Genomic DNA, 21,668 nt, shown 5'->3' with positions numbered 1-21,668 from the left:
TGACAAGGTTCCCCTGTAGTCACCTTCTACGTCACACCAGCAATTCACCTTAAAAGCAACGGAGAACGAATCGTGGAGAAAATCATCGTCTTGGACGGTGCTCGCACCCCCACCGGCAGCTTCGGTGGCATCTTCAAAGATGTGCCCGGCCACGTGCTTGGGGCGACGGCCAGCAAGGCAGCCCTGGAACGCGCCGATGTTACGGTCGACGACATCGACGAAGTCGTCATGGGTTGCATCGGCCAGGTGGGGGCCGATGCGTATAACGCGCGGCGAGTCGCTGTCACGGCAGGACTGCCAACAGGGGTTCCGGCCTACAACGTCAACCGGCTGTGCGGTTCCGGATTGCAGGCCATCTGGTCGGCAGCCATGGAGATGCAGTGGAACCAGCTTGACTTCGCCCTTGCCGGCGGCAACGAGTCAATGACAAGGATGCCGTACTACGACTTTGGCGCGCGCCAGGGCTACCGACTTGGCGACCGTTCCCTCAGCGACGGCACTCTCATGATGCTCACCGACCCCTTGCACGGCATCCACATGGGAGTCACGGCGGAGAACGTCGCCAGCAAATACAACGTCTCACGCTTGGAACAGGACGAGTTCGCTGTCGAATCACAACGCCGCGCCGCTGCGCCCGAGGCCCAGGCAGCGTTCGCCGAGGAAATCACGCCAGTCTATGTCGCGGGTCGAAAGCCTTTCACAGCTGACAAGGATGAGCACCCCAAGCCTGAGACAAACATGGAGACCTTGGCGGGATTGCGTCCTGCATTTGCCACTGGCGGGACAGTCACGGCCGGCAATGCATCGGGTATCAACGACGGCGCGGCCGCCGTCGTCCTTGCTCGCGAGTCCGTCGCTGCTGAGCGGGGCCTGAAGGGCTTGGTTAGCCTTGAGGCCGTGGCCACGGCCGCCATGGAACCCGAACTCATGGGGTACGCGCCCACGCTGGCTCTGAGGTCCTTGTTCGAGAAGACCGGCACGACGCCAAAGGATATCGGTTCGATTGAACTAAACGAGGCTTTTGCCTCACAGGCTGTCGCTGTCATCCGGGACGCCGACCTCGATCCGGCCCAGGTCAATCCCTACGGCGGAGCCATTGCCCTAGGGCATCCGGTCGGTGCCACCGGGGCGATCCTGACGCTGCGCCTTGCCAAGGACATGGCACGCCGAGATCTGGAACTTGGAATTGTCACCATGTGCATCGGTGGAGGACAGGCGCTCGCAGCACTCTTCCGGAGGATCTGATGCCAACGCCTGTAACTCTAACTACTGTCGGCGGCGTCGGACACCTGCAGCTCAACCGCCCGGAGGCGGCCAACACGATAAATATGCCCTTGGCCGTGGCGCTCGGAGAGGCGGTTAACCGAGTTGCGGAGGACGACGCGATTAAGGCGGTCTTGCTGACCGGCAACGGCAAGCGGTTCTGTGCTGGTGGAGACATTTCTGCGTTCGCAGAGGCCTCAGACCAAGGCCAGTTCCTGACTGAGCTGGCGGCCACGGTTGATGGGGCTGTGCAGGCTCTCGAATCTCTGCAGAAGCCCGTAGTGGCGGCTGTCCACGGGGCCGTTGCCGGTGGTGGGCTTGGCATCATGCTGGGCGCCGACGTCATCATCGCAGCGGAAGGTACAAGCTTTGTGTTTGCCTACCCCTCCATTGGCCTGACTCCCGACTGTGGGACTTCCGCCAGCTTGCCCCGCGCCATGGGGCTACACCGCGCACTGGCCTTTGCCCTGTCCGGGCGGCCTTTGGACGCGGGTCAGGCGCTCAACCAGGGACTTGTCACAGAGGTGGTCGTCGATCCCATGGGCCGCGCACAAGAGGTGGTCGCAGCTTGGGTGGCCGGGGCGCCGGGTGCGCTCGGCGATGTCCGAAGGCTGTTGCGCCAGGGCCTCGGCCTCTCGCGCGCGGAGGTAGGCGCACGCGAGGCCGCGACTATCGGTGAGCGCATGGCCACCGACGAGGCTCAGTTCCTCATTCCAGCGTTCCTTGGTCGCTGACTCGGGGCGGCTCGTTTTCGCTTTCTCAAGGGCGAACCCGCAGCCACTTAACAATTCGCCACAGACGTCCAAGAAAATACTTGTCGAGCAACTAGTATTTTTTGCTAACTCCCCGTAAATTGGGATACGAAAAGCGAAAGCGTTAACCCACCGAGGAGGGTTCTCCATGAAGATTGTTGTGTTGGCGAAGCAGGTTCCGGACACGTGGTCCGATCGTAAAATCGACTTGGAGTCCGGAATGCTGGACCGCGGTGCGTCCGAGCCTGTGCCGGACGAGATCAATGAACGGGCCTTGGAGAACGCCCTTCAGCTGAAGGATTCGCGCAAAGATATCGAAATTGTGGTGGTCGCAATGGGGCCGGAGGACGCGGGCAAGAGCATTCGGAAGTTGTTGTCGATGGGCGCGGACTCCGCCGTTTTGGTCTCGGACGAGTCCTTGGCGGGTTCCGACATGGTGCAGACAGCGCGGGTGCTGGCCGCCGCCGTCGAAAAGCTCGGAGGGGTGGACCTGGTCGTCGCCGGAAACGCGGCCACGGATGGGCGGGGCGGAATGGTCCCTGCGATGGTGGCCGAGATCCTGGGGTGGCCTGTGTTGCCCTCCTTGGATGAGGTGACAATCGCCCCGGATGCCATATCCGGTGTGGCCCAGGTTGATGGTGGCGTTTTGCGCTTGTCGTCGGCTTTCCCAGCCGTGGTGTCGGTTACAGAGAAGTCTGCGGACGCCAGGTTTCCAAACTTCAAGGGGATTATGGCGGCGAAGAAGAAGCCACTGGCCAGTTGGTCGCTGGACGATGTGGGGATCACCGCCACGCCGGAAGCTGTATCGGTGATGGTCTCGGCGTCGGCCCGCCCAGTGAAGCAAGCCGGACCGAAGGTTGTCGACGACGGCACCGCGGCTGCGCAGCTGGCCGAGTTCCTGGCGGCGAACCGCCTCATCTGAACGTGAGCGGACCCTACTGACACAGAAGTTAAACAGCTGAAGGAAAATACCATGCCATATACCGGAAACGTTCTGGTCCTGATCGAGACCAACCGCGAGGGGTCGCCGAAGTCCACTGCCGCTGGCCTGCTTAGGTTGGCTGCCGACCTCGGCAAGCCCGTTGCGGTGGCGGTTACTGCCCCGGGCCGGTCCGGGGGCCTAGTCGCTGAACTGGGGACCTTGGGCGCGGCCAATGTGTACCTGGCCGAATCGGAGAGTGCCGCCACCGAATTGGGGTCCGCGCTGGTCGGTGCCCTGGCAGACGCCGTACATACGTATGGGGCCGGCTTGGTGTTGGTACCGGCGACGAACGATTCCAACGCTGTGGCAGGTCGGCTCGCAATTGTGGCTGGGGGTTCTGTAGCCGCTGACGCGGTCGCTGTTCGCTTTGACGAGGAGAGCCAGGAGCTCATAGCTACCCACTCAATTTTCGGCGGCGACTTTACGACCGAGTCGACCGTGGAAGGTGGCCTAATGGTAGTTACTGTGCGTCCGGGATCCATCGAGGGCGTGGCGGAAACCGTCGCCTCTCCTTCGGTCACGATCGCGGAGATATTAACCACGACGGCGACCGGGGCCACGGTCGATGAGGTCAGCGAGGCTGCGGCGAAAGCTGGCAGGCCGATGTTGAGAGGGGCGAAGAACGTCGTCTCCGGCGGGCGCGGTGTTGGTTCGAAGGAAGCGTTCAGCGTGGTGGAGGAACTAGCCGACGTGCTCGGTGCCGCTGTGGGTGCCTCGCGTGCCGCCGTTGATGCCGGGTACGTGCCGCAGTCCTACCAGGTGGGTCAAACTGGCGTGACGGTAACCCCCCAACTCTATGTGGCGCTGGGAATCTCAGGGGCCATCCAGCACCGGGCAGGCATGCAGACTTCCAAAACGATCGTTGCCATCAACAAGGACGAACATGCTCCGATTTTCGACGTCGCGGATTTCGGCATCGTCGGGGATGTGTTCACAGTGGTCCCACAGCTGATCGAAGAGATCAACAACAGACGCAGCTGACGCCGGTGCCGGGCGGTCCGCTACCCAGTGAGGACCATGAGCAATGGTCCGACGGAGGCCTTCCGGCCATTTGAACCCGAAGTTGATACCCAGGCAAAGGACCGAGATCCATGACTAGCGAGAGAGACCCCAGCCAGGCACCCAGACGCCGCCGCATGGCAGGATACACGCCGCTAGCGCCCGAGCGCACCGATGCCGCGCCCGTGTCTGCAGAGCGCGTACAGAGGCATCTGCAGCATCATCCGGACGATTCGTCGGTTACAGAGAAGGCCATGACGGTGTCGCCGACCATCGATGACGTCACTCCGACGATCGATAAGACGGAGCTTCAGGGAATCGACCTTCCAGCGGAGGGGGAACGCGAGCAAGCCAAGCCCGCTGCTGAGCACGCTACTCCACGCAAGCGCCGGATGGGCGCTGTCCCGCCGGCGGCCGGAGCCCAGGATGTCGCGCGTCCATCGACTGATTCTGCGGTAGGGAGCGGTTCCGGTTCCGCGCAGGCCGGTTTGGTCGCTCCGGCAGCCAAAATGACCTCTTCGGCTAGTCTCCTTGGCACAAAGGGGGCGGCGGAGGGTGGCGACATAAGTGAATCGAGGGTGACCGGCCCGGCATGGCGGAAACCCGCTGTGGTTACTGCTGGTTTATTGGTTCTGGGCCTGCTGATAGTGGTTGGCGCGCGTTGGCTACGTACGCTCGAGGGTGTGCAGCAGTTCGTTATGACTTACAGTGGGCACGCGTGGCAGCCCGAAGGTGCGCCGGTCGGAATCCCGGCATGGCTAGGCTGGCAACATTTTTTCAATATGTTCTTCATCGTGTTGATCGCCCGCACCGGCCTTCAAGTGCGTACGGAGCGTAAGCCTCCCGGCTACTGGACAGCGAAGAAGAACTCGTTCTTCTCCCCGAAGGGCAACAGCCCAAAAAAGGTATCACTGTCCCAATGGCTGCACCAGACTCTGGATGTACTCTGGGTGACGAACGGGATAATCTTTGTCGCTCTGCTATTTGTCAGCGGGCACTGGAATCGGATCGTACCGATGAGCTGGGACATCTTTCCAAACATGCTCTCAGCAGCAGTCCAATATGCCTCGCTGGACTGGCCGGCCGAAAACGGCTGGGTGCACTACAACGCACTGCAGGTGATGGCCTACTTCCTCACGGTGTTCATCGCCGCCCCGTTGGCGATTCTGACGGGCGTCCGGATGTCGACTTGGTGGCCCGAACGTGCTGGGCGCCTCACGATGATGTTTCCGGTCGAATGGGCGCGGGCATTGCACTTTCCGGTGATGCTCTACTTCGTTGCGTTTACGGTGGTGCATGTGTTCCTGGTGTTCTTCACTGGAGCCTTACAGAACCTAAACCACATGTACGGCTCCCGGGACGTTGTGGACTGGTGGGGCCTCGTCGTGTTTCTGATCTCGCTGTTGGTCATCGCCGCAGCCTGGTTCCTGACCAAGCCGTTGTTCACCACACCCATCGCAAACCGTATGGGCAAGGTCACCAAATAGTCCAACGAGCTCCAGCCCGATGGCTTGAAGTATGGGCATGAGTCACCGCAGACCCCTGCGTGACGCAGTAAACAAACCCAATAACAGGCCGCTCAAAGGCCAATTTCCGGCTGGGACATTCCGTTCGGAAACGCCCGGCGCGCTGACGCGCAGAGTCACCGGCACTGTTCGCCTGGTCACTCTAGGTCGGTCAGCGGGCCGGACGGAAGAGTGCGTGCGCTTGTGCGACGGGCTTGGTTTCGAAGGCCTTGTCAAGGTTCTCTCGCATAGCAGTTCTTGAGCCAAGTGATGCCGGGTTCCGTGGAGTTCTACGGATGCTGAACAGTTCCACGTCCACGCTGCACAGGGAGCGGCCTGCATGTCGGATTCGTGTGCGTGTAGCAAGGGGGCCGGTGGAAGGGCGGAGAAACACCATCCGCAGGGACTGGAGATCGAAGTGATCAGGAGCCGGAGTGGCCGAATGGGCCGCGAGGCCCGCCATCATGGACATAGCCCCTCCGTGAACGGTCCCATTCCGATTCATAAACTCATCGACCGCAGGGAAATCCGGTCCCCTAAGGAAACCTTCGGTATTCGCTGGCTTCCCGCCCGGAGGGGTTGAGGCCGGACTACGCATGCCAAGCAATCTGTCCAGCGTGACGTCGGATTCGGGCCCCAGTGGCAGCGCGCCCAATCGGTTGAAATGGTCAAGTGCCCCCGCGGGGGTGGGTCCGACTGTTTGAAACCAGCCAACGGCATGCACGTGCTCCCTGCCGTCCGGCCCACGGAGACTGCCAAAGGACACGCCTCCCCTCGGATCTACGAAGCCGCTTCGTGTCCAAGCCTCCAGTACTGTGCCGTCAGTAGGAAGCGGGGCCAGAAAGTTCAGTTGTAGCTCCGTCGTGACCATCCAAGTAAGGTCTGGGGCGGCGGCGCGGATAGAAGTTGCGAGAGTTTGGTCTAAGAGGGAGGCAGCCGTCAACCCCGTTGGGCGCCCCTCATGGTCCAGGCACCAAACTCCAGTGACCATGGAACCGGTGCATTCGGGTACCGTGCCGTCATCGGCGCCACGTAGTTGGGTTCGCATGAGCCGCTCGACGCGACCCGACGTGGGTGCCACGGCACCGGGGGAAGCTGCGGTGCGGGAGTCGGATGGCGCGGAGGACTTGTGCATGCCCGGAGTTGAAGGAGCCATTCCACGAACATATCGCAGTCTTCGCTATGCCTGAATCCGTATAGCAATCTGTGGGCCCTCGAGTGTCCCGCTGGTCTCCGTCGCAAGACCTTCCGGTCGAACTTTTAGTGCCCGTCAACTGCCAAACACTTGATTGCTGATCAGTAAGTGCTATCCTGCTTGCATGGTACCGCTCCAAAGCTAGTCAGAACGTTGGCAAGCGAAGCGATTAGTCCAACGGGGTTGCTACTAGCTCGCCGGCTCCGAGGGTCGGCAATCTCGATACATGGGAGGACTAGAGGTACTGCCACGGTACTCACGAGACTCGCATCGCAGACGTGCTACCTCGCTGCGTTGGCGGTTGTGCGCAACATGAGAAACCAGCGTGCAGGCTCGGAGCATTCGGTGCGCAAGCTATTGAACTACAGGTAAAACTAGAACTGAGGACATCAAAGTGACCACACGTGATACCAATGCTTGGGAAACTGACATAGGGGAAGTCGAAAAGGACGATGTAATTATTCGGGGACACCGCCTGAGTCAATTGATCGGGAATACTTCATATTCTGAGATGATGTACCTGGTTCTTACCGGAAAGCGTGCAACACCTGGTCAGGCTCGCGTTCTCGATGCTCTACTCGTCTCGGTGATGGAACACGGAATATCGCCGTCGAGTACGATCACCAGGATGCTCGCGTCATACGGGGTTCCCATTCAAGTAGGGATTGCGGCCGGAGTAACCACCTTCGGGGACATCCAGGGTGGCGCTGGACAACAACTGGCATTGAAGTTGCAATCGGTTGTTCATCGAATAGCCGAAGATGGCGAGGTCACCGACGAATCGCTGCAGCGAGCCGCCAAGGAGATTGTGGCTGATAGCAGGGCAAGGCGGGAGCCTCTTGAGGGGTTTGGTCATCCGCAACACGGTGCGGATCCGCGCTTTCCTATTCTGATGGGTATCGCCAAGGAAGAAGGGGTCTTCTCCCATCACTCGACATTGCTGGCGCACCTGGAACACGAGCTGAGTCAAGCGGTTGGGCGCAAGATTCCAGCGAATGTCGATGGCGCGATTGCAGCTCTCATTCTTGATCTGGGGTTCACCTGGGAAACGACGCGAATATTCCTGGTCGCACCGCGGTCTGTCGGCCTTGCAGCCCACTACTTAGAGGAGGTTGCACAGGGAAACACTTGGCGGCACGTTCCTGCCGACCAGGTAAATTACACTGGCCCAGACCCATCGTAATTGGTATTCCAACTGTGATGACAATGTTCGAGTGGCAGTATTCGCTTTGCGCTGCGGTCATCTTGTATTTCTCACAATCAACCTAGGTGAAGTTTGCTGTCTGAGTTCCTCCATGTTCAGTTGAGCGACAACACAACTGCGTCGGAATTTCAGCGCATCGTAGCGTGGTTCGGGACAATCTCGCTCGAGCATCAGTTTAAAGAAACGATCGAATGAATGGGAGCAGGCTTATGGGTGTTCTGGATGGAAGAGTGGCGATTGTGACTGGCGCCGGGCGCGGTCTCGGCCGCGAGCACGCCCTGCTGCTTGCGGCCGAGGGTGCGCGTGTGGTGGTAAATGACGTTGGGGGAGCGAGCCCGGACAATGGTCCGGCGCAGGATGTGGTTGCCGAAATCATATCCGCGGGCGGGCAGGCCGTGGCTAATACTGACAGCGTCAGTGACTGGCATGGCGCGCAGCGGCTGGTGGAAACCGCCATCCGCGAATTCGGAGACCTGCATGTGGTCGTAAACAACGCGGGCATCATGAGGGATCGGACGTTGATCAACATGACCGAGGAGGAGTTTGACTCGGTGGTGGACGTCAATCTAAAGGGTACTTTCGCTGTCAGCAGGCACGCGGCTGCGTATTGGCGTAACCAATCAAAATTGGGGTTGGCCGCAGACCGGGCGATTATCAATACTTCCTCGGCCGCGGGTCTACAGCCCGGGGCAGGTCAGACAAACTACGCCGCAGCGAAGGCAGGGATCGCTGCCATGACGCAGGTCGCTTCAAAGGAGCTAAAGAGGTATGGCGTGCGGGTCAACTGTATTGCGCCGGCTGCGCGGACCCACTTGACTCTGTCTACGCCGGGGCTCAGTGAACGGGTTGCGGAGCCGGAATCCGAGACGGAGTTTGACAGCTGGCACCCCGGAAATATCTCACCGCTGGTCGCGTTCCTGGCGGCCGAGCGCTGCACCCTCTCCGGCCATATGTTCCGCGTCGTAGGTGATCTGATCGGAGTCTACGAAGGTTGGCGGGTCGTAGAGACATTCGAGAACGGTAGCCGTTGGAGTGTGCCGCAGATCGAACAGGCACTTGTCGGCGTCGCAGTCGAGCCCGTCGCCCAAGAAGCCTGAGCGTAACGCGTCCTTCCATTGCCGAACGGTAGAAGCTCCGCCCGAAATTCGCCTGGTCATACAGGTGTTCGCGTCCTCGCACATGTGAGGACATGTGCGTTTCGCCGTGGCGGAAAACTGCTGCCAGTGACTCTGGCAAGACTAGGCTGATTCGGGAGTCGAACTAAACACTTGATTGCCAACCAGTAAGTGTTAGACTAGCCAAAGGCCACTTGAGCAAACGACCGCACTGCAGCGGAGCCTTATCGTTTTTGTTAAGAGAGTGAATTGGAGTAACTATGACCGACCGCGTAGCTATCGCTGGAATTGGAATGACTTCTTTTGGGAAGTTTCTTGATCGATCGGTGAAGAGTCTCTCCGAGGAAGCTGTGAGAATGGCGCTGGAGGATGCCGGAATCGATGCGGACAAAGTAGACCGCGTCTACTTCGGCAACTCGGCATCTGGAGTCATCACCGGGCAGGAGATGATTCGAGGCCAAGCGGCGCTCAGGAACACCGGCCTCATGGGTAAGCCAATAATTAATGTGGAAAACGCTTGCGCTACGGGCAGCACAGCGTTCCATCTGGCGTGGCAAACAGTGGCCAGCGGCCAGGCAGATGTTGTGCTGGCAGTGGGAGCGGAGAAGCTGAGCCATGCTGACAAGACCGTCTCCATCGCAGCGTTCGGAGGTGCGGTAGATAAGGAAGAAGAACTGCCTTCGCACGTTGGCTCCGGCAGTGGCTCCATTTTTATGGACATTTACGCAGAACGTACTCGCAGGTACATGGATGCCACGGGAACGACGCCAGCCGATTTTGCTCGAATAACTGTCAAGAGTCGCCACGCTGCGTCGCTCAACCCCTTCGCGCAGTTTCGTAAAGAGACGACAGTCGAGGAAGTGCTGGCAAGCCGGATGATCAGTGAACCGTTGACGCTTCCTATGTGCTCTGCAATCGGCGATGGGGCAGCAGCTGTGATCCTTTGTTCGGCTCGTGTGGCGTCCAAGCTCTCAAGGTTCAGGCCAGTTTGGGTAGCCAGTTCGGCGCTTGTTTCGGGCTCAGCAGATCCGACCAAGCCGAACGCTTCGTCTCGGGCGGCGAAGGTGGCTTACGAGGCAGCTTCGATTGGCCCCGAGGACGTCCATGTTGCAGAGGTTCACGACGCATCGGCCCCTGGCGAGCTGATCAACTACGAGGTCATGCAGTTCTGTGCGCCGGGCGGCGCTGCGGAACTGTTGCGCAGTGGTGCGACAGACCTTGGCGGAAGGATTTCTGTCAATCCGAGCGGTGGTTTGCTCAGCAGGGGCCACCCGATTGGTGCCACAGGAACCGCTCAGATATTCGAACTGGTCCATCAGTTGCGTGGAGAAGCGGGTGCACGGCAACGAAAGTCTGCCAAGGTAGCCTTGGCACAGAATTCTGGCGGGCAGGTTGGTGGCGATTCGGCTGCAGCAGTGGTCTCCATCCTTGTTGCATAGGTTTTCCTTCGTTGCCATCATCACTAATGATCGTGGCTGCTTGACCAAGGTGAGAGTATCCTCACCATCTGCGTTGCAGAACAGACCCCGGTGCGTTTGCACCGGGGTCTGTTGCTTGATGACGGACTATAACTTGTCCTCACCGACAATGTCCTGCCAGGCGTGGGCCATGTCGGATCCGGCCGGCCCGGTCGCAAGGTCCCATTTGGTTCCACCCTCGGCGGTCTCTGGTCGTTGCCGGGCAACAAATGCAACTATCCAACGTGAGTGATCGTCCGACCCTCTGTCGTCCCGGACGCATTCCCTGGCAAAGCAAGCCCCTGCACATATCGAAGGGTCGGTAACCGAGAGCGCATCGTTTAGAACCCGGCGACGAATGGCCTCGGTTGGGAGGACGCCAAAGTCCTGAATGCTCGTTGGTAAAACGACTATTTACGAGCAGATGACCAAGCAACGAATATCGTTATCGGTTGCCGGTCCCGAACACCCGAACTGGCCCTCGTGTCGATGCACCCCAACGAGCGGCCGTACACGTCGGACCCCACGGAAGCACCCCCAATATCTCTTGATATCAACAATCTCTACTTGGAAGGTACTAATCGATAATGAACGGAATGAGTTCAGTGGACACGGAGGTGCAGCGACAGAGCCAACCTCACCTCAAGGGCAATATGGGATTCCTTTCGCTGTTCTTCAGCGTAGTGGCGTATAACGCACCCTTGGTGGTTGTCGTCGGAGCCATCCCAATCATGGTGGGTAGCGGGGCAGGCCTCGGCACACCAGTATCCTTCATCTGTGCAGGGGCCATTTTGGCGGCGTTCGCTGTGGGCTTCACGCGCATGTCGAAAATCATGCCAAAACCAGGCGGCTTCTACTCTATGATCACCGCTGGACTCGGCCCGCAGATGGGCCTTGGCTCCGGTCTGGTGGCCTTTCTGGGCTACTTCTGCGCCTACGCCGGAAGCTTGGTGTTTGGCGGTGTCGTACTTGGAGAGCTGGTACATGGCACCCTCAACGGCCCAGACATTCCCTGGTATTTTTGGAGTCTAATTTTCTGGGCAGCCAGCGCCGTTCTGGGGTATCTCAAGGTCGAATTGTCAGCCAAAGTACTGTCAATTTTTCTGTTGTTCGAAGTCGTCATCGTCGTCTCCTACGACGTCCTCGTCTTTATCAACGGCGGAGCCGGTCATCAGGGCATCTCTGTAGTGCCACTTAGCCCGAATCACTGGTTTGACGGTTCATTCTCTCTGGGCTTGCTCTTTGCTCTCGGTATGTACGCCGGCTTTGAGGTGACTGTCCTGTTCCGTGAGGAGGTCCGTGACCCCAGCCGAACCATTCCTCGCGTCACATATGCCGTGATCGCCCTGGCAACGGTCGTATACGGGCTGTCCTCGCTTTTGTTCATCAACTCGATCGGCCTCGACAACGTGGTCGAAGCCGCCACCGCAGACCCTACCGGTTCGATGACCCATAGCCTGCAAGCATTCGGCGGGAAAGTCCTTTCGGATGCTGCGACTGTCCTCGTCAACACAAGCACCTTTGCGGTGGTCCTCGCGGCCCACAACATCTCGGCAAGGTACTCCTTCAATCTGAGTGCGGACGGAATCCTCCCACGGACACTTAGCAGGGTGCACGCCCGCCACGGCTCGCCGCACAGCTCCTCCTTCGCCGTTAGTAGCGCGGGCCTCGTTATGCTCCTTGCCATTATTTTCACGGGGGTAGGGGCCATAGAGTTCTACACGGCACTGCTCGGGATCACCAGTTTCGTGATCCTCGGTGTCATCTTCCTTGCGGGAGTCGCCGTCCCTGTCTACCTGAGACGTCACAGCCGGGGGCTCTCGGTATGGAGTAGGATCGTATTCCCGTCCATCTCAATTGTCGGGTTGGGGTCCGGGTTGGTCCTCGCGGGGATCAATTTCCCCCTCCTGGTCGGAGGCTCGAACGTCCTAGCGACCATCTTGATGGTATTGATCGTCGGCCTCTTCGTCCTCGGCTTTACCCTTGCCATGGTTTACCGGCGGATGAGGCCGGGCACCTATGCCCGGATCGGTCGGCAGTGAGGTCCGGCATTAGCTAGATCGAAGGACTTAGAAACCTACGAACTCAACGGTCCGCATCCCTTTGGGGGAGGCGCGATTGCGACACACGCGATATCGCCGGTGTCCAGCAGGCAAAGCGGCGCTGGTCAACCTGTACGAACCAAGTTGACCAGCGCTCTTAGTGACTTAAAACACGGGCGCTAGCAAACCTTCGACGCGGACAGGTGACAAGGGAACAACTTCGAGTGGAGTGCGACTTGTCTTCGAGTCCGATCTACAAGGAGGTGTTCAGTCCCTCATGCCAACGCGATCCTCACGCCAAAGGGGAGGCTCCCGCTGGCCCTGTGCCGTGGCAGACGCCCGTGCGGTGCTACCGGCAGATCCTCGAGATCAGGGTCAACCGCCGCTGAGGGAGCCCAAGGATCAGTTTCGGCCCGAGATCCATCCCTCCACAGGGCAATGCCGTCGAAACCACGAAGACGGCCGGCACAGCGGCGAATGTGCAAGCTGGGTACGCCTTCCTGCGCGAAGTCCTCGATCACCATTCCCGGCTGGCTTACGCGAGATCCTGGCCGCTTCAAAGAAGGTACAGATGAAGTGAGGAAAGCCGCCGCTGATTTCTGGGAACTTGCCAACTACCTTGAGGCGGGGGGCTCACGGTCAAACGGTCCTGGCCGGTAACGACTCCTGTGACCGCTCCTACGGTTGAGCGCGGCGTGGGCCCGCAGATGAAGCACACCCACACCAAGGCCGAACCACCCACGGCGTGCAAATCCCGCATGTCGTAGCTCAGTGGGCGGCGTTGTTCATTGAGTGCGGTGGGCGCAGGAGTCCTGGAGTGAATGCTTCTGCAGGGTCGCTTCCTAGCTGAATAACCTTGTTGTAGTTGTCTACGTGGACCACGCGAGGCTTGAAAGCTATGGCTTCGTCCGTCGTCATTTCGGCGTACGTGATGAGGATAACAATGTCGTTTTCCTGAACCAAGTGAGCTGCCGGGCCATTGATGCCAATAACACCGGAGCCGCGCTCTCCAGCGATCGTATAGGTCTCCAGACGGGAGCCATTTGTTACGTCGACTATCGAGACCAACTCTCCCGGGAGAATGTCCGCAGCGTTCAAGAGGTCTAAGTCGACCGTAACCGAACCGACGTAATGCAAGTCGGCATGAGTAACCGTTGCTCGATGAATTTTCGACTTGAACATTGTTCGTTTCAATTGAAGTTCCTTTAAGTTCTATCCGTTCGATCGATTTCCCTGATCCAACCAAAAGGTACTCCGTGTGGGTTTGCTTAAGTGGTCGGGTCGGCGGCCCTCCGAAGCACCGGTTTGGTGAGGCGACCTGCGGTGAAGTGTCACAGACGTTGCGAATAATTGATGATCCCAGTGATCACCCGACACCTCACCGCAGGAACTTTGGCTGCAGATATGCAGTTATATGGATCGCTGCTCGGAACCGTTGTATTCGCTGAGCGGCCGGATGAGGGAGTTGGATGCGACCTGTTCCATAATGTGGGCGGTCCAGCCGGTGATGCGGCTGGCGATGAAGATCGGCGTGAACGTGGGGGTGTCGAAGCCCATGAGGTGGTAGGTGGGGCCGGCGGGGTAGTCGAGGTTGGGTTTGATGGCTTTTGCCTCGTCCATGGCCTGTTCCAGGCCGTTGTAGAGGCCCAGGAGTTCGGGACGGCCGTAGTGGGCGATCATCTTGTCCAGTGCGGCTTTCATGGTGGGGACGCGGGAGTCGCCGTGCTTGTAGACGCGGTGTCCGAAGCCCATGACCTTCTTTTTCTGGGCGAGGGCGTCTTCCATCCATGCACGGGCGCGGGTGGCGGCTTCCTCGAGGGATTCTTCGCTGCGGATGCCGATTTCGTCGAAGGTGTGCATGACGGCCTCGTTGGCGCCACCGTGCAAGGGTCCCTTGAGCGCGCCGATCGCTGCAGTCACGGCCGAGTGGAGGTCAGAGAGTGTCGAGGTGACCACCCGGGCGGTGAACGTGGAGGCGTTAAAGGAGTGCTCGGCGTAGAGGATCATAGAGACGTTGAACGCCTCAACCACCTCGTCTACGGGTTCTTCGTCGAACGTCATCCAGAAGAAGTTTGCTGAGTAGCCCAGGTCATCACGGGGCTCGATGACCTCCAGACCACGGCGCCGGCGCTGGTCGTAAGCCACCACGGCAGGCATGGCCGCCCACAGATCCACGGCCTTCTTCATGTTGGCCTCAGGCGAGGAGTCCTCAGCAAGTTCATGCCTGGCACCCAGCACCGAGGCGGCAGTGCGGCAGACGTCCATCGGGTGCGCAGCCTTCGGGAGCGCGTCGATAATGTCCTGTAACGCCGGATCGAGAGCACGTCCGGAACGTTCCCGGGCCGTGAATTCTGCGAGCTGCGTTTGGTCGGGCAGTTCGCCGTTCCAGAGCAGGTAGGCGACCTCTTCGAAGCTGCATTTAGCAGCCAGTTCCTGGACCGGGTACCCACGGTACAGGAGCGAGTTGGTTTCTGCGTTGACCTTGGAGACAGCGGTGTGGTCCACCACGACGCCGGTAAGGCCCTTTTTGATTTCGGTGTCAGGCATGTTGAACTCCTTCGTTGCAGTTCTCGTTTAGTGATTGCCTGGGATCTGAAAGTTAAAGATCCCAGAATCGAATTTGTTGTATGCCTCGTAGTCAACGAGATCATAGAGACGAGCCCGCGTAAGCATCTGCGGGACGCGCACCTCCTGGCTCCCGAGGCTTCTCAGAGTGTCCAAGACCTGTTGCGCAGCGCCCATCGCACTGCGCAGCAGCGTGACGGGGTAGATGACCATGTTCACGCCGACTGCCTGAAGCTGTTTCGTGGTGAACAGCTCGCTTTTGCCGAACTCGGTCATGTTGGCCAGGATGGGCACGTCCACGGCGTCGCGGATGGCTTGGAACTCGTCCAGGGTGGCCATGGCTTCGGGGAAGATCGCGTCGGCCCCGGCATCTACCAGTGCTTTGGCGCGGTCCTGAGCGGCCCGCAAACCGTCGACCGCGCGGATGTCCGTGCGGGCCATGATGAGGAAGTTCGCGTCGCGGCGGGCGTCGGCTGCCGCGCGGATCCGCTTGGTGGCGGTGTCGAGGTCCACGACGTTCTTGCCGTCCAGGTGGCCGCAGCGTTTCGGGTTGAATTGGTCCTCAATGTGCAGTCCGGCCAGGCCGGCGTTTTCGAGTTCCTGGATGGACCGGGCCACGTTCATGGGTTCACCGAAGCCGGTGTCCGCGTCCACCAAGGAGGGCAGGTCCGTCATGCGGGCGATCTGTCCGGCCCGGGTTGCAACCTCTGTGAGGGTGGTTAGGCCGATGTCCGGCAGGCCGAGGTCGTTGGCCAGGACCGCGCCGGAGATGTAGACCCCGGCGAAGCCTTTTTCCTCAATGAGGCGTGCCGAGAGCGGATTGAATGCACCGGGAAACTGCTGGACTGTCCCGGAAGCCAACAGTTCGCGCAGGCGCAGCCGCTTCTGTTCCGGGGTGACTTTGGAGTACAGCATTTAGAACAGTCCCTTAGGTGCGTTCTCGAGGTTGATGATACCGGGGGCTGCGGTGATGTTGAGTTGGTCCAGTTCTCCTTCGCCGAGTTCGGTGACGCGTTCGACGGCGGCGAGGAACCTTTCGATCTCGGCTTCCTCCACGAGTCCGGCGGCGAGGGTGCGGAACTTGTTGATGTATTGCTCGCGGGCGAACGGCCGGGCGCCGAGCGGGTGCGCGTCGGCGACGGCGATCTCGTCAGTGACCACAGTGCCGTCCGTGAGCGTAATGACAACAGTGCCGCCGAAGGCCTTCTCGGCGATGTCCAGGGAGTGGTAGCGGCGGGTCCATTCCGGGTCTTCGACGGTGGTGACCTTGTGCCAGAGTTCCACGGTGTCCGGGCGGGTGGCGCGTTCGGGGGAGTAGGAGTCCACGTGGTGCCAGGCGCCGTCCTGAAGGGCGACGGTGAAGATGTACGGGATGGAGTGGTCCAGGGTTTCCCGTGAGGCGGTGGGGGAGTACTTTTGGGGGTCGTTGGCGCCCGAGCCGATGACGTAGTGCGTGTGGTGGCTGGTCTTGATCAGTACCGAGGCCACGTTGGCCGGGGTGGTGGTTTCGGGGTGTTCGCGGTGGAGTTTGCGGGCGAGGTCGATCCAGGCCTGGGCCTGGTATTCGGCGGAGTGTTCCTTGGTGTAGGTGTCCAAGATCGCGCGCTTGGCTTCGCCCTTCTCCGGCAGCGGGACCTCGTAGGAGGCGTCCGGGCCGTCGAGCATCCACGCGATCACGCCGTCTTCGCCTTCGTAGATCGGCACGGGCGAGGTCTGTCCTCGCATGGCCCGGTCGGCGGCTTCCACGGCCATCTTTCCGGCGAAGGCGGGGGCGTGGGCTTTCCACGTGGAGATTTCGCCCTTGCGGGACTGGCGGGTGGCGGTGGTGGTGTGCAGGGCCTGGCCGACGGACTGGAAGATGGTCTCCACGTCCAGGCCCAGGAGCGTGCCGATCCCGGCGGAGGCGGAGGGGCCGAGGTGGGCTACGTGGTCGATCTTGTGCTTGTGGAGGCAGATGGCCTTGACCAGGTTCACCTGGATCTCGTAGCCGGTGGCGATGGCCCGCACCAGGTCGGCGCCGTTGGAGCCGACGTGCTGGGCCACAGCCAGGATCGGCGGAATGTTGTCGCCAGGGTGCGAGTAATCCGCGGCCAGGAACGTGTCGTGATAGTCCAGTTCCCGCACGGCCACACCGTTCGCCCACGCCGCCCATTCCGGGGAGACCTGCTCTTCAATGCCGAACACCGAGGCGCCCTTGCCGCCCGTGCTCGGTCCGTGGGTCAGGGCCTGGGCGCGGGCAGCGACGATCGGTGCCCGGTTCAACGAGGCAATGGCAACTGAGGCGTTGTCGATGATGCGGTTGATCACCATGTCGGTGACTTCCGGGGTTACGTCGACGGGGTCGGCGGCGACCACGGCGATCTTGTGCGCCAGCTGCTCCTCGCGAGGGAGGTTCTCTTCGGACTTGTAAACGCGGACGTGATGGTTCTTGACCATGGTGCTCCTTTGGGTGAAGGTTCTAGGCGGCCGTGTGGGCGGCCTTGAGATGGGTGAGGCTTCGGTGAAGATGAAGCGTGGTGGCGGCTTCGGCCAGTCGGGGGTTTCCGGCCGCGATGGCCTCGGCAATGGCCGCGTGTTCGGCCGCAGCGTCGGCGAGCCGTGCAGCGTCGTCCGCGGCCAAACGCCGGACGCGGACCAAATGGACGCGGAGACCGCGCATGGCCTGGGCCAGGTAGGAGTTCGCGACGGCGGCATCGATCGCCTCATCCAGCCGTCCCACCAGGGCGTAGTACTCGTGCCGGGCAGGGTCTGCCTCACGCAGCAACCCGGGTGCACCCGCAAGCTGCGTTCGGAGGTCGGCGAAAACCGAGGGGTCGCCTCGTTCGGCGGCCAAGGCCGCCGCCCGCACCTCCAACGTCTCGCGCAGTTCGAAGAGTTCGTCGATGCTGTCCAGCGAGATATCGGTGACCACGACGCCGCGGCCGCCAGCCGCCGTCGTCAATCCTTCAGCGGTGAGCCGGCCCAGCGCCTCCCGCACCGGCGTCCGCGAGACACTCAGCCGTTCGGACTGCTCCACTTCAGCGAGCATGGTTCCCGGCCGCAGGCGCCACTCAATGATGTCCTCACGAAGGGCCTCATAAGCCCGGTCACTGGCGCGCATATCTTCGAGTGTATACATCGGAGGGGTTTGCGGGCAATGAAAGTGAGAAAATCGGTCTATATGTATACATTCTTGTGGGAGGGTCTAATGTAATGTGACATTTACGTCCCACAAGACTGCACATCCGCGGTGTATCGACCCTCATCCGGTAACCGTCCGGAGAGGCTCGGACGGCATGGAGACGCCCACCTACCGAAGGAGAATTAGATGGGTCCAACAAACAGTTCGGAGTCGGACTTTTCAGCTGGCTCTCACGCTCCTCACGGTAACGGTTCGAGTAGTTCGGTCGACTCGGAGGCAGGTCAAAGCCCTGCCAAGGTGCGCATTCATCACTTACAGCAAGCCAAGCTCGACGGTAAGAAATTCGCAATGCTGACCGCCTACGAGCAATACGCGGCAGAAATTTTTGATGCCGCCGGCATCGAAGTGCTCTTAGTTGGCGATTCGGCGTCCAACAATGTTCTCGGCAACGAGACCAGCATTCCCGTCACCGTGGACGAACTACTGCCGTTGTGCCGGGCAGTTGCCCGGTCGACGAAGCGCCCTCTGATCGTGGCGGACCTACCGTTCGGCAGCTACGAAGTTTCTGCGGAGCAGGCAGTATCTACAGGCGTCAGGTTTCTAAAGGAAGGCCTAGCTCATGCCGTCAAGATAGAAGGCGGTAGTTACTATGCTCCCACCATTCGCGCCATGGTTCAGGCCGGAATCCCCGTGATGGCCCATATTGGGTTCACGCCGCAGAGCGAGCATGCGTTGGGGGGCTATCGCATCCAGGGCCGGGGCGATGATGCGCAACGGGTGATCGACGATGCGGTAGTTCTTGCTGAAGCGGGGGCTTTCTGCGTGCTGATGGAAATGGTTCCCGCAGAGACAGCAGCCGCCGTGGATGCAGCGGTCCGTGTTCCAACAGTGGGCATAGGCGCCGGCGCAGGAACCACAGGACAGGTGCTGGTGTGGCCGGACATGGCGGGTTTGCGCGGCGGGCGGATGGCCAAGTTCGTTAGGCAATACGCAGACCTTCGCCGCATACTCTCTGACGCCGCTGCCGCTTACGGCAGCGATGTTCGATCCGGACGCTTTCCAGGTCCGGAACACTCGTTCTGATTTCTGTATGGAGGGTGTCAGCGCGGAGACGTTTCCGATGTCAACGATGCCGAAGCCGAGGGATGTCGCGTTTGGTTTCGTATGAGTGACTTTGTTGGCGTTCCAGCGAGCGATGACGCCGACGCCGAGCATTTGATTGCTGAGCAGTGTGAAGCGGTAGCTGGTGCTCGGTGTCGAGCGGCAGGTTCATGAACCTTTGTGCTTTCGATCCTCGGCTTTGGTAATAGTTGATGTGGCCGCTGGCAGTGACGATAGGCGCAGCGTGTCGGGGTGGTTCGGGGTCTCCCGGATGATGGACTGCCCCATCTGGGCGCTCCTGAGGCTCGGAAGGCAAACCTCGGTGACGGCCCACCAGGGGGAGAGTCTGGTGGTCTGGCGTCTCGACATATCGACATAATGCTGGCAATGGCCCTGCGGGGTGGCCTATATCCAACGTGCTTGTGCCAATACCTACTTCCTTGTGAAAATGCTCAAGCTGCTACGAAATTTCAGTCTAATTTCTGACTGCGTCAAGTGGCTGAAATGTCCACACTGGATGTACGTGATCGCAACACCAGTTGAAATGAGGGCGAGGACGATGAAGCGCATAGGGACACAATATGACTGCCTCCACTCCGGGACGCCCACGGCGGACACCGCCAGATCGGTCCATGTTTCGACTTTCGTTGTAGAGGTTGGCGCGGTCGCACCTTTAGATAGATGGTGTGATGGCAGCATCTGGCCGGATTGCGCCGATTCGTCCCTTCGGACCACCGCACCAACGTCAGAGGTCGAGTACTTCTAGGGAATCGTTGCCGGCTGCGTTTAGCGCTAGATAACGTGCTTTCCTGGTTGGCCGCCTGAGGTGAGCGCGCGATGCGCGTCTGCGACGCCGTCCAGTCCGCGGTGCGTGCTTGCGATGGCGACGTGGAGGCTTTCCATCTCGATCGCCTTGAGGTACCTGTCGAGTGCGGCGGCCGGGAGGTCGCTGGCTGTACCGGAGTAGCTGGTGAGCCGCACACCGGAGGGGATGCTGAATGGTGAGAAATCAGGGATCGTCCACTTCCCGGTGAGTGCGCCGACGAAGCAGACCGTGCCGGCTGGGCGGACGAGGGACAATGTAGTGGGGAGTGCAGTGGCGCTGACGAATTCGAGCGCCGCATCGAGTCCTGTCGGGGCCAGTGCTTGGACCATGTCTGCGAACGCGGCGTTGTCGAGGATGGCGTGGTCGGCGCCGGCGAGTTTGAGGAGGTCGAGGCTGGCCGGGTTGCGGGTGGTGGCGATGATGGTGGCGCCAAGCTGGTGAGCGATTGCGATCGCTGTTAGTCCGACGGTGGAGGTCCCGCCGTGGACAAGGATGCTCTGCTCGGGTTGCAGTTGCAGGGCGGTGGTGAGCGCGCCGTGGGCGGTTTGCAGCATCTCCGGAAGTGCTCCGACGACGTCCCAGGGCAGGGAAGTCTCGAACGGGATCACGTTCACAGGTTCAACGACGGCGTATTCGGCGTAGCTGCCGTCGATCGAGCGGCCGAGGCCGCCCATCATCGTGGCGACCTTCTGGCCCGGTTCGAGATCAACACCGTCACCGACTGCGTCGACCACGCCGACGGCTTCTATGCCCAGGATGCGGGGAAAGGTGAAGTCGGCGTCGGATTCGCCTACCCGGCTGGTTGCCTCGGATTCGTTGATCCCGAAGGCCATCACCCTGATACGAACCCACCCAGGTCGGACCCCGGGGATCGGCATGTCACTGACGGCGAGACCGTCGATGTCGACCGGGCCGTGAGTCGAATTGCGCGCATCGTGTCAGTCATGATTGCTCCTTCGTAGGCAATGGGTGATCGAGGGCAGGGAGGGCGAGGAGGGCTTCATAGGCCTGGCGGACCACCCCCTCATCGAGCCTTGCGTCGGGGTGTGCAAGGCGATGGCTCCACCACCCCCACAGCAGCGCATTGACGGTGAGTGCGGTGCTGTCCGGGAGCAAACCGTGGAACATCACGACGGAATCGTCCTCCACCGCCTGTAGGATCGCGGCCACCTTCGGGTTCCGCGCGCCGTAGTGCCGTATCTCCGCATACAGGCGGATTTCGTCCAGAGTCGGACTCGTCGCTCCGATCGTGGCCTCGACAAGCACGTCGACAATGTCGGCCAGGGTTCGGGCGTCTCGCAAAGGTTCCCCGTAGCGTGGTCCGAGGTCGCTACGGGTCGAATCCAACGCCGCTAGGATAAGGCCCTCGAGCGTGGGGAAGTAGTAGGTCATTGACCCCAGCGGCACCCCGGCGTGCGCGGCTATGCCCCGATACGACGCCCCGGCCACACCATGTTCCGTGATCACGTCAAGGGTGGCCTGCAGGATGCGGGACCGTCTTCCTGGGTCGTTCGGCTTTCCTAGGCGCACATCTTCTCCAA

The 21,668-nt window shown here is 60.5% G+C and carries 18 protein-coding genes; 10 read left to right on the top strand and 8 right to left on the bottom strand.

The genetic code is table 11. The features are described 5' to 3' along the window. The first annotated feature begins 69 nt into the window (after positions 1 to 69). The 5 genes from AC6I97_RS14575 to AC6I97_RS14555 all read left to right on the top strand — a co-directional run bounded on the left by AC6I97_RS14575 (position 70) and on the right by AC6I97_RS14555 (position 5,483). A complete protein-coding gene (locus AC6I97_RS14575; RefSeq protein ID WP_224090979.1) occupies positions 70 to 1,245 on the top strand; it encodes a thiolase family protein in 1,176 nt (391 codons plus the stop codon). Next, on the top strand, positions 1,245 to 1,997 hold the full coding sequence (locus tag AC6I97_RS14570) for an enoyl-CoA hydratase/isomerase family protein (protein WP_224089877.1): 753 nt from the start codon (positions 1,245 to 1,247) through the stop codon (positions 1,995 to 1,997). Before AC6I97_RS14575 ends, AC6I97_RS14570 begins: the two co-directional genes overlap by 1 nt. A 166-nt stretch (positions 1,998 to 2,163) precedes the next feature. After that, positions 2,164 to 2,937 carry an electron transfer flavoprotein subunit beta/FixA family protein gene (locus AC6I97_RS14565; RefSeq protein WP_224089879.1) on the top strand — a complete coding sequence of 258 codons (774 nt, stop codon included), beginning with the start codon at positions 2,164 to 2,166 and terminating at the stop codon, positions 2,935 to 2,937. A gap of 51 nt (positions 2,938 to 2,988) precedes the next feature. Next, entirely contained in the window at positions 2,989 to 3,978 is a 990-nt protein-coding gene (locus AC6I97_RS14560) for an electron transfer flavoprotein subunit alpha/FixB family protein (protein ID WP_224089881.1), read from the top strand. 110 nt (positions 3,979 to 4,088) lie between these two features. Continuing rightward, the gene (locus AC6I97_RS14555) at positions 4,089 to 5,483 is read left to right on the top strand and encodes a cytochrome b/b6 domain-containing protein (protein WP_497945262.1); all 1,395 of its coding nucleotides are present in this window, start codon (positions 4,089 to 4,091) and stop codon (positions 5,481 to 5,483) included. A 190-nt stretch (positions 5,484 to 5,673) separates the two neighbouring features. Here AC6I97_RS14555 and AC6I97_RS14550 read toward each other — a convergent pair whose 3' ends face one another. After that, the gene (locus tag AC6I97_RS14550) at positions 5,674 to 6,006 is read right to left on the bottom strand and encodes a PaaI family thioesterase (protein WP_497947125.1); all 333 of its coding nucleotides are present in this window, start codon (positions 6,004 to 6,006) and stop codon (positions 5,674 to 5,676) included. Positions 6,007 to 7,090: 1,084 nt separating this feature from the next. Here AC6I97_RS14550 and AC6I97_RS14545 point away from each other — a divergent pair. The 4 genes from AC6I97_RS14545 to AC6I97_RS14530 all read left to right on the top strand — a co-directional run bounded on the left by AC6I97_RS14545 (position 7,091) and on the right by AC6I97_RS14530 (position 12,514). Continuing rightward, a complete protein-coding gene (locus AC6I97_RS14545; protein ID WP_224089884.1) occupies positions 7,091 to 7,879 on the top strand; it encodes a citryl-CoA lyase in 789 nt (262 codons plus the stop codon). A 212-nt stretch (positions 7,880 to 8,091) separates the two neighbouring features. Beyond that, a complete protein-coding gene (locus tag AC6I97_RS14540; protein ID WP_497945261.1) occupies positions 8,092 to 8,997 on the top strand; it encodes an SDR family oxidoreductase in 906 nt (301 codons plus the stop codon). Positions 8,998 to 9,275: 278 nt separating this feature from the next. Further along, positions 9,276 to 10,454: a thiolase family protein gene (locus AC6I97_RS14535; protein WP_224089886.1), complete on the top strand. Its 1,179-nt coding sequence runs from the start codon at positions 9,276 to 9,278 to the stop codon at positions 10,452 to 10,454. 623 nt (positions 10,455 to 11,077) lie between these two features. Beyond that, positions 11,078 to 12,514 carry an APC family permease gene (locus AC6I97_RS14530; RefSeq protein WP_497945260.1) on the top strand — a complete coding sequence of 479 codons (1,437 nt, stop codon included), beginning with the start codon at positions 11,078 to 11,080 and terminating at the stop codon, positions 12,512 to 12,514. Between the two features lie 768 nt (positions 12,515 to 13,282). Here AC6I97_RS14530 and panD read toward each other — a convergent pair. From panD to AC6I97_RS14505, 5 genes are all read right to left on the bottom strand, one after another. Then, positions 13,283 to 13,708, bottom strand: a complete 426-nt coding sequence (gene panD / locus AC6I97_RS14525; protein ID WP_224089888.1) for an aspartate 1-decarboxylase — start codon at positions 13,706 to 13,708, stop codon at positions 13,283 to 13,285. 216 nt (positions 13,709 to 13,924) lie between these two features. Beyond that, a complete protein-coding gene (locus AC6I97_RS14520; protein ID WP_224089889.1) occupies positions 13,925 to 15,061 on the bottom strand; it encodes a bifunctional 2-methylcitrate synthase/citrate synthase in 1,137 nt (378 codons plus the stop codon). Positions 15,062 to 15,088: 27 nt separating this feature from the next. Continuing rightward, positions 15,089 to 15,994, bottom strand: a complete 906-nt coding sequence (prpB, locus tag AC6I97_RS14515) for a methylisocitrate lyase (protein ID WP_497945259.1) — start codon at positions 15,992 to 15,994, stop codon at positions 15,089 to 15,091. Next, complete coding sequence (locus tag AC6I97_RS14510; RefSeq protein WP_224089892.1) at positions 15,995 to 17,515, bottom strand: MmgE/PrpD family protein; 1,521 nt, start codon at positions 17,513 to 17,515, stop codon at positions 15,995 to 15,997. Positions 17,516 to 17,537: 22 nt separating this feature from the next. Next, positions 17,538 to 18,179, bottom strand: coding sequence for a GntR family transcriptional regulator (locus tag AC6I97_RS14505; protein WP_224089895.1), 642 nt, complete (start codon positions 18,177 to 18,179; stop codon positions 17,538 to 17,540). A 207-nt stretch (positions 18,180 to 18,386) separates the two neighbouring features. On the opposite strand from AC6I97_RS14505, the gene panB reads away from it, so the two are divergent. After that, entirely contained in the window at positions 18,387 to 19,283 is an 897-nt protein-coding gene (gene panB / locus AC6I97_RS14500) for a 3-methyl-2-oxobutanoate hydroxymethyltransferase (RefSeq protein ID WP_497945258.1), read from the top strand. Positions 19,284 to 20,093: 810 nt separating this feature from the next. Here the strand turns inward: panB and AC6I97_RS14495 are convergent. Both AC6I97_RS14495 and AC6I97_RS14490 read right to left on the bottom strand, forming a co-directional pair. Beyond that, complete coding sequence (locus AC6I97_RS14495) at positions 20,094 to 21,005, bottom strand: zinc-binding dehydrogenase (protein ID WP_497945257.1); 912 nt, start codon at positions 21,003 to 21,005, stop codon at positions 20,094 to 20,096. A gap of 64 nt (positions 21,006 to 21,069) precedes the next feature. Continuing rightward, positions 21,070 to 21,657 (bottom strand): TetR/AcrR family transcriptional regulator, encoded by a 588-nt coding sequence (locus AC6I97_RS14490; RefSeq protein WP_224089897.1) that lies wholly within the window; start codon positions 21,655 to 21,657, stop codon positions 21,070 to 21,072. Positions 21,658 to 21,668: the final 11 nt, after the last annotated feature.

Source organism: Arthrobacter sp. TmtSoilC48 (genome assembly GCF_059739425.1).
This window is presented reverse-complemented; position numbering and strand designations above follow the sequence as displayed.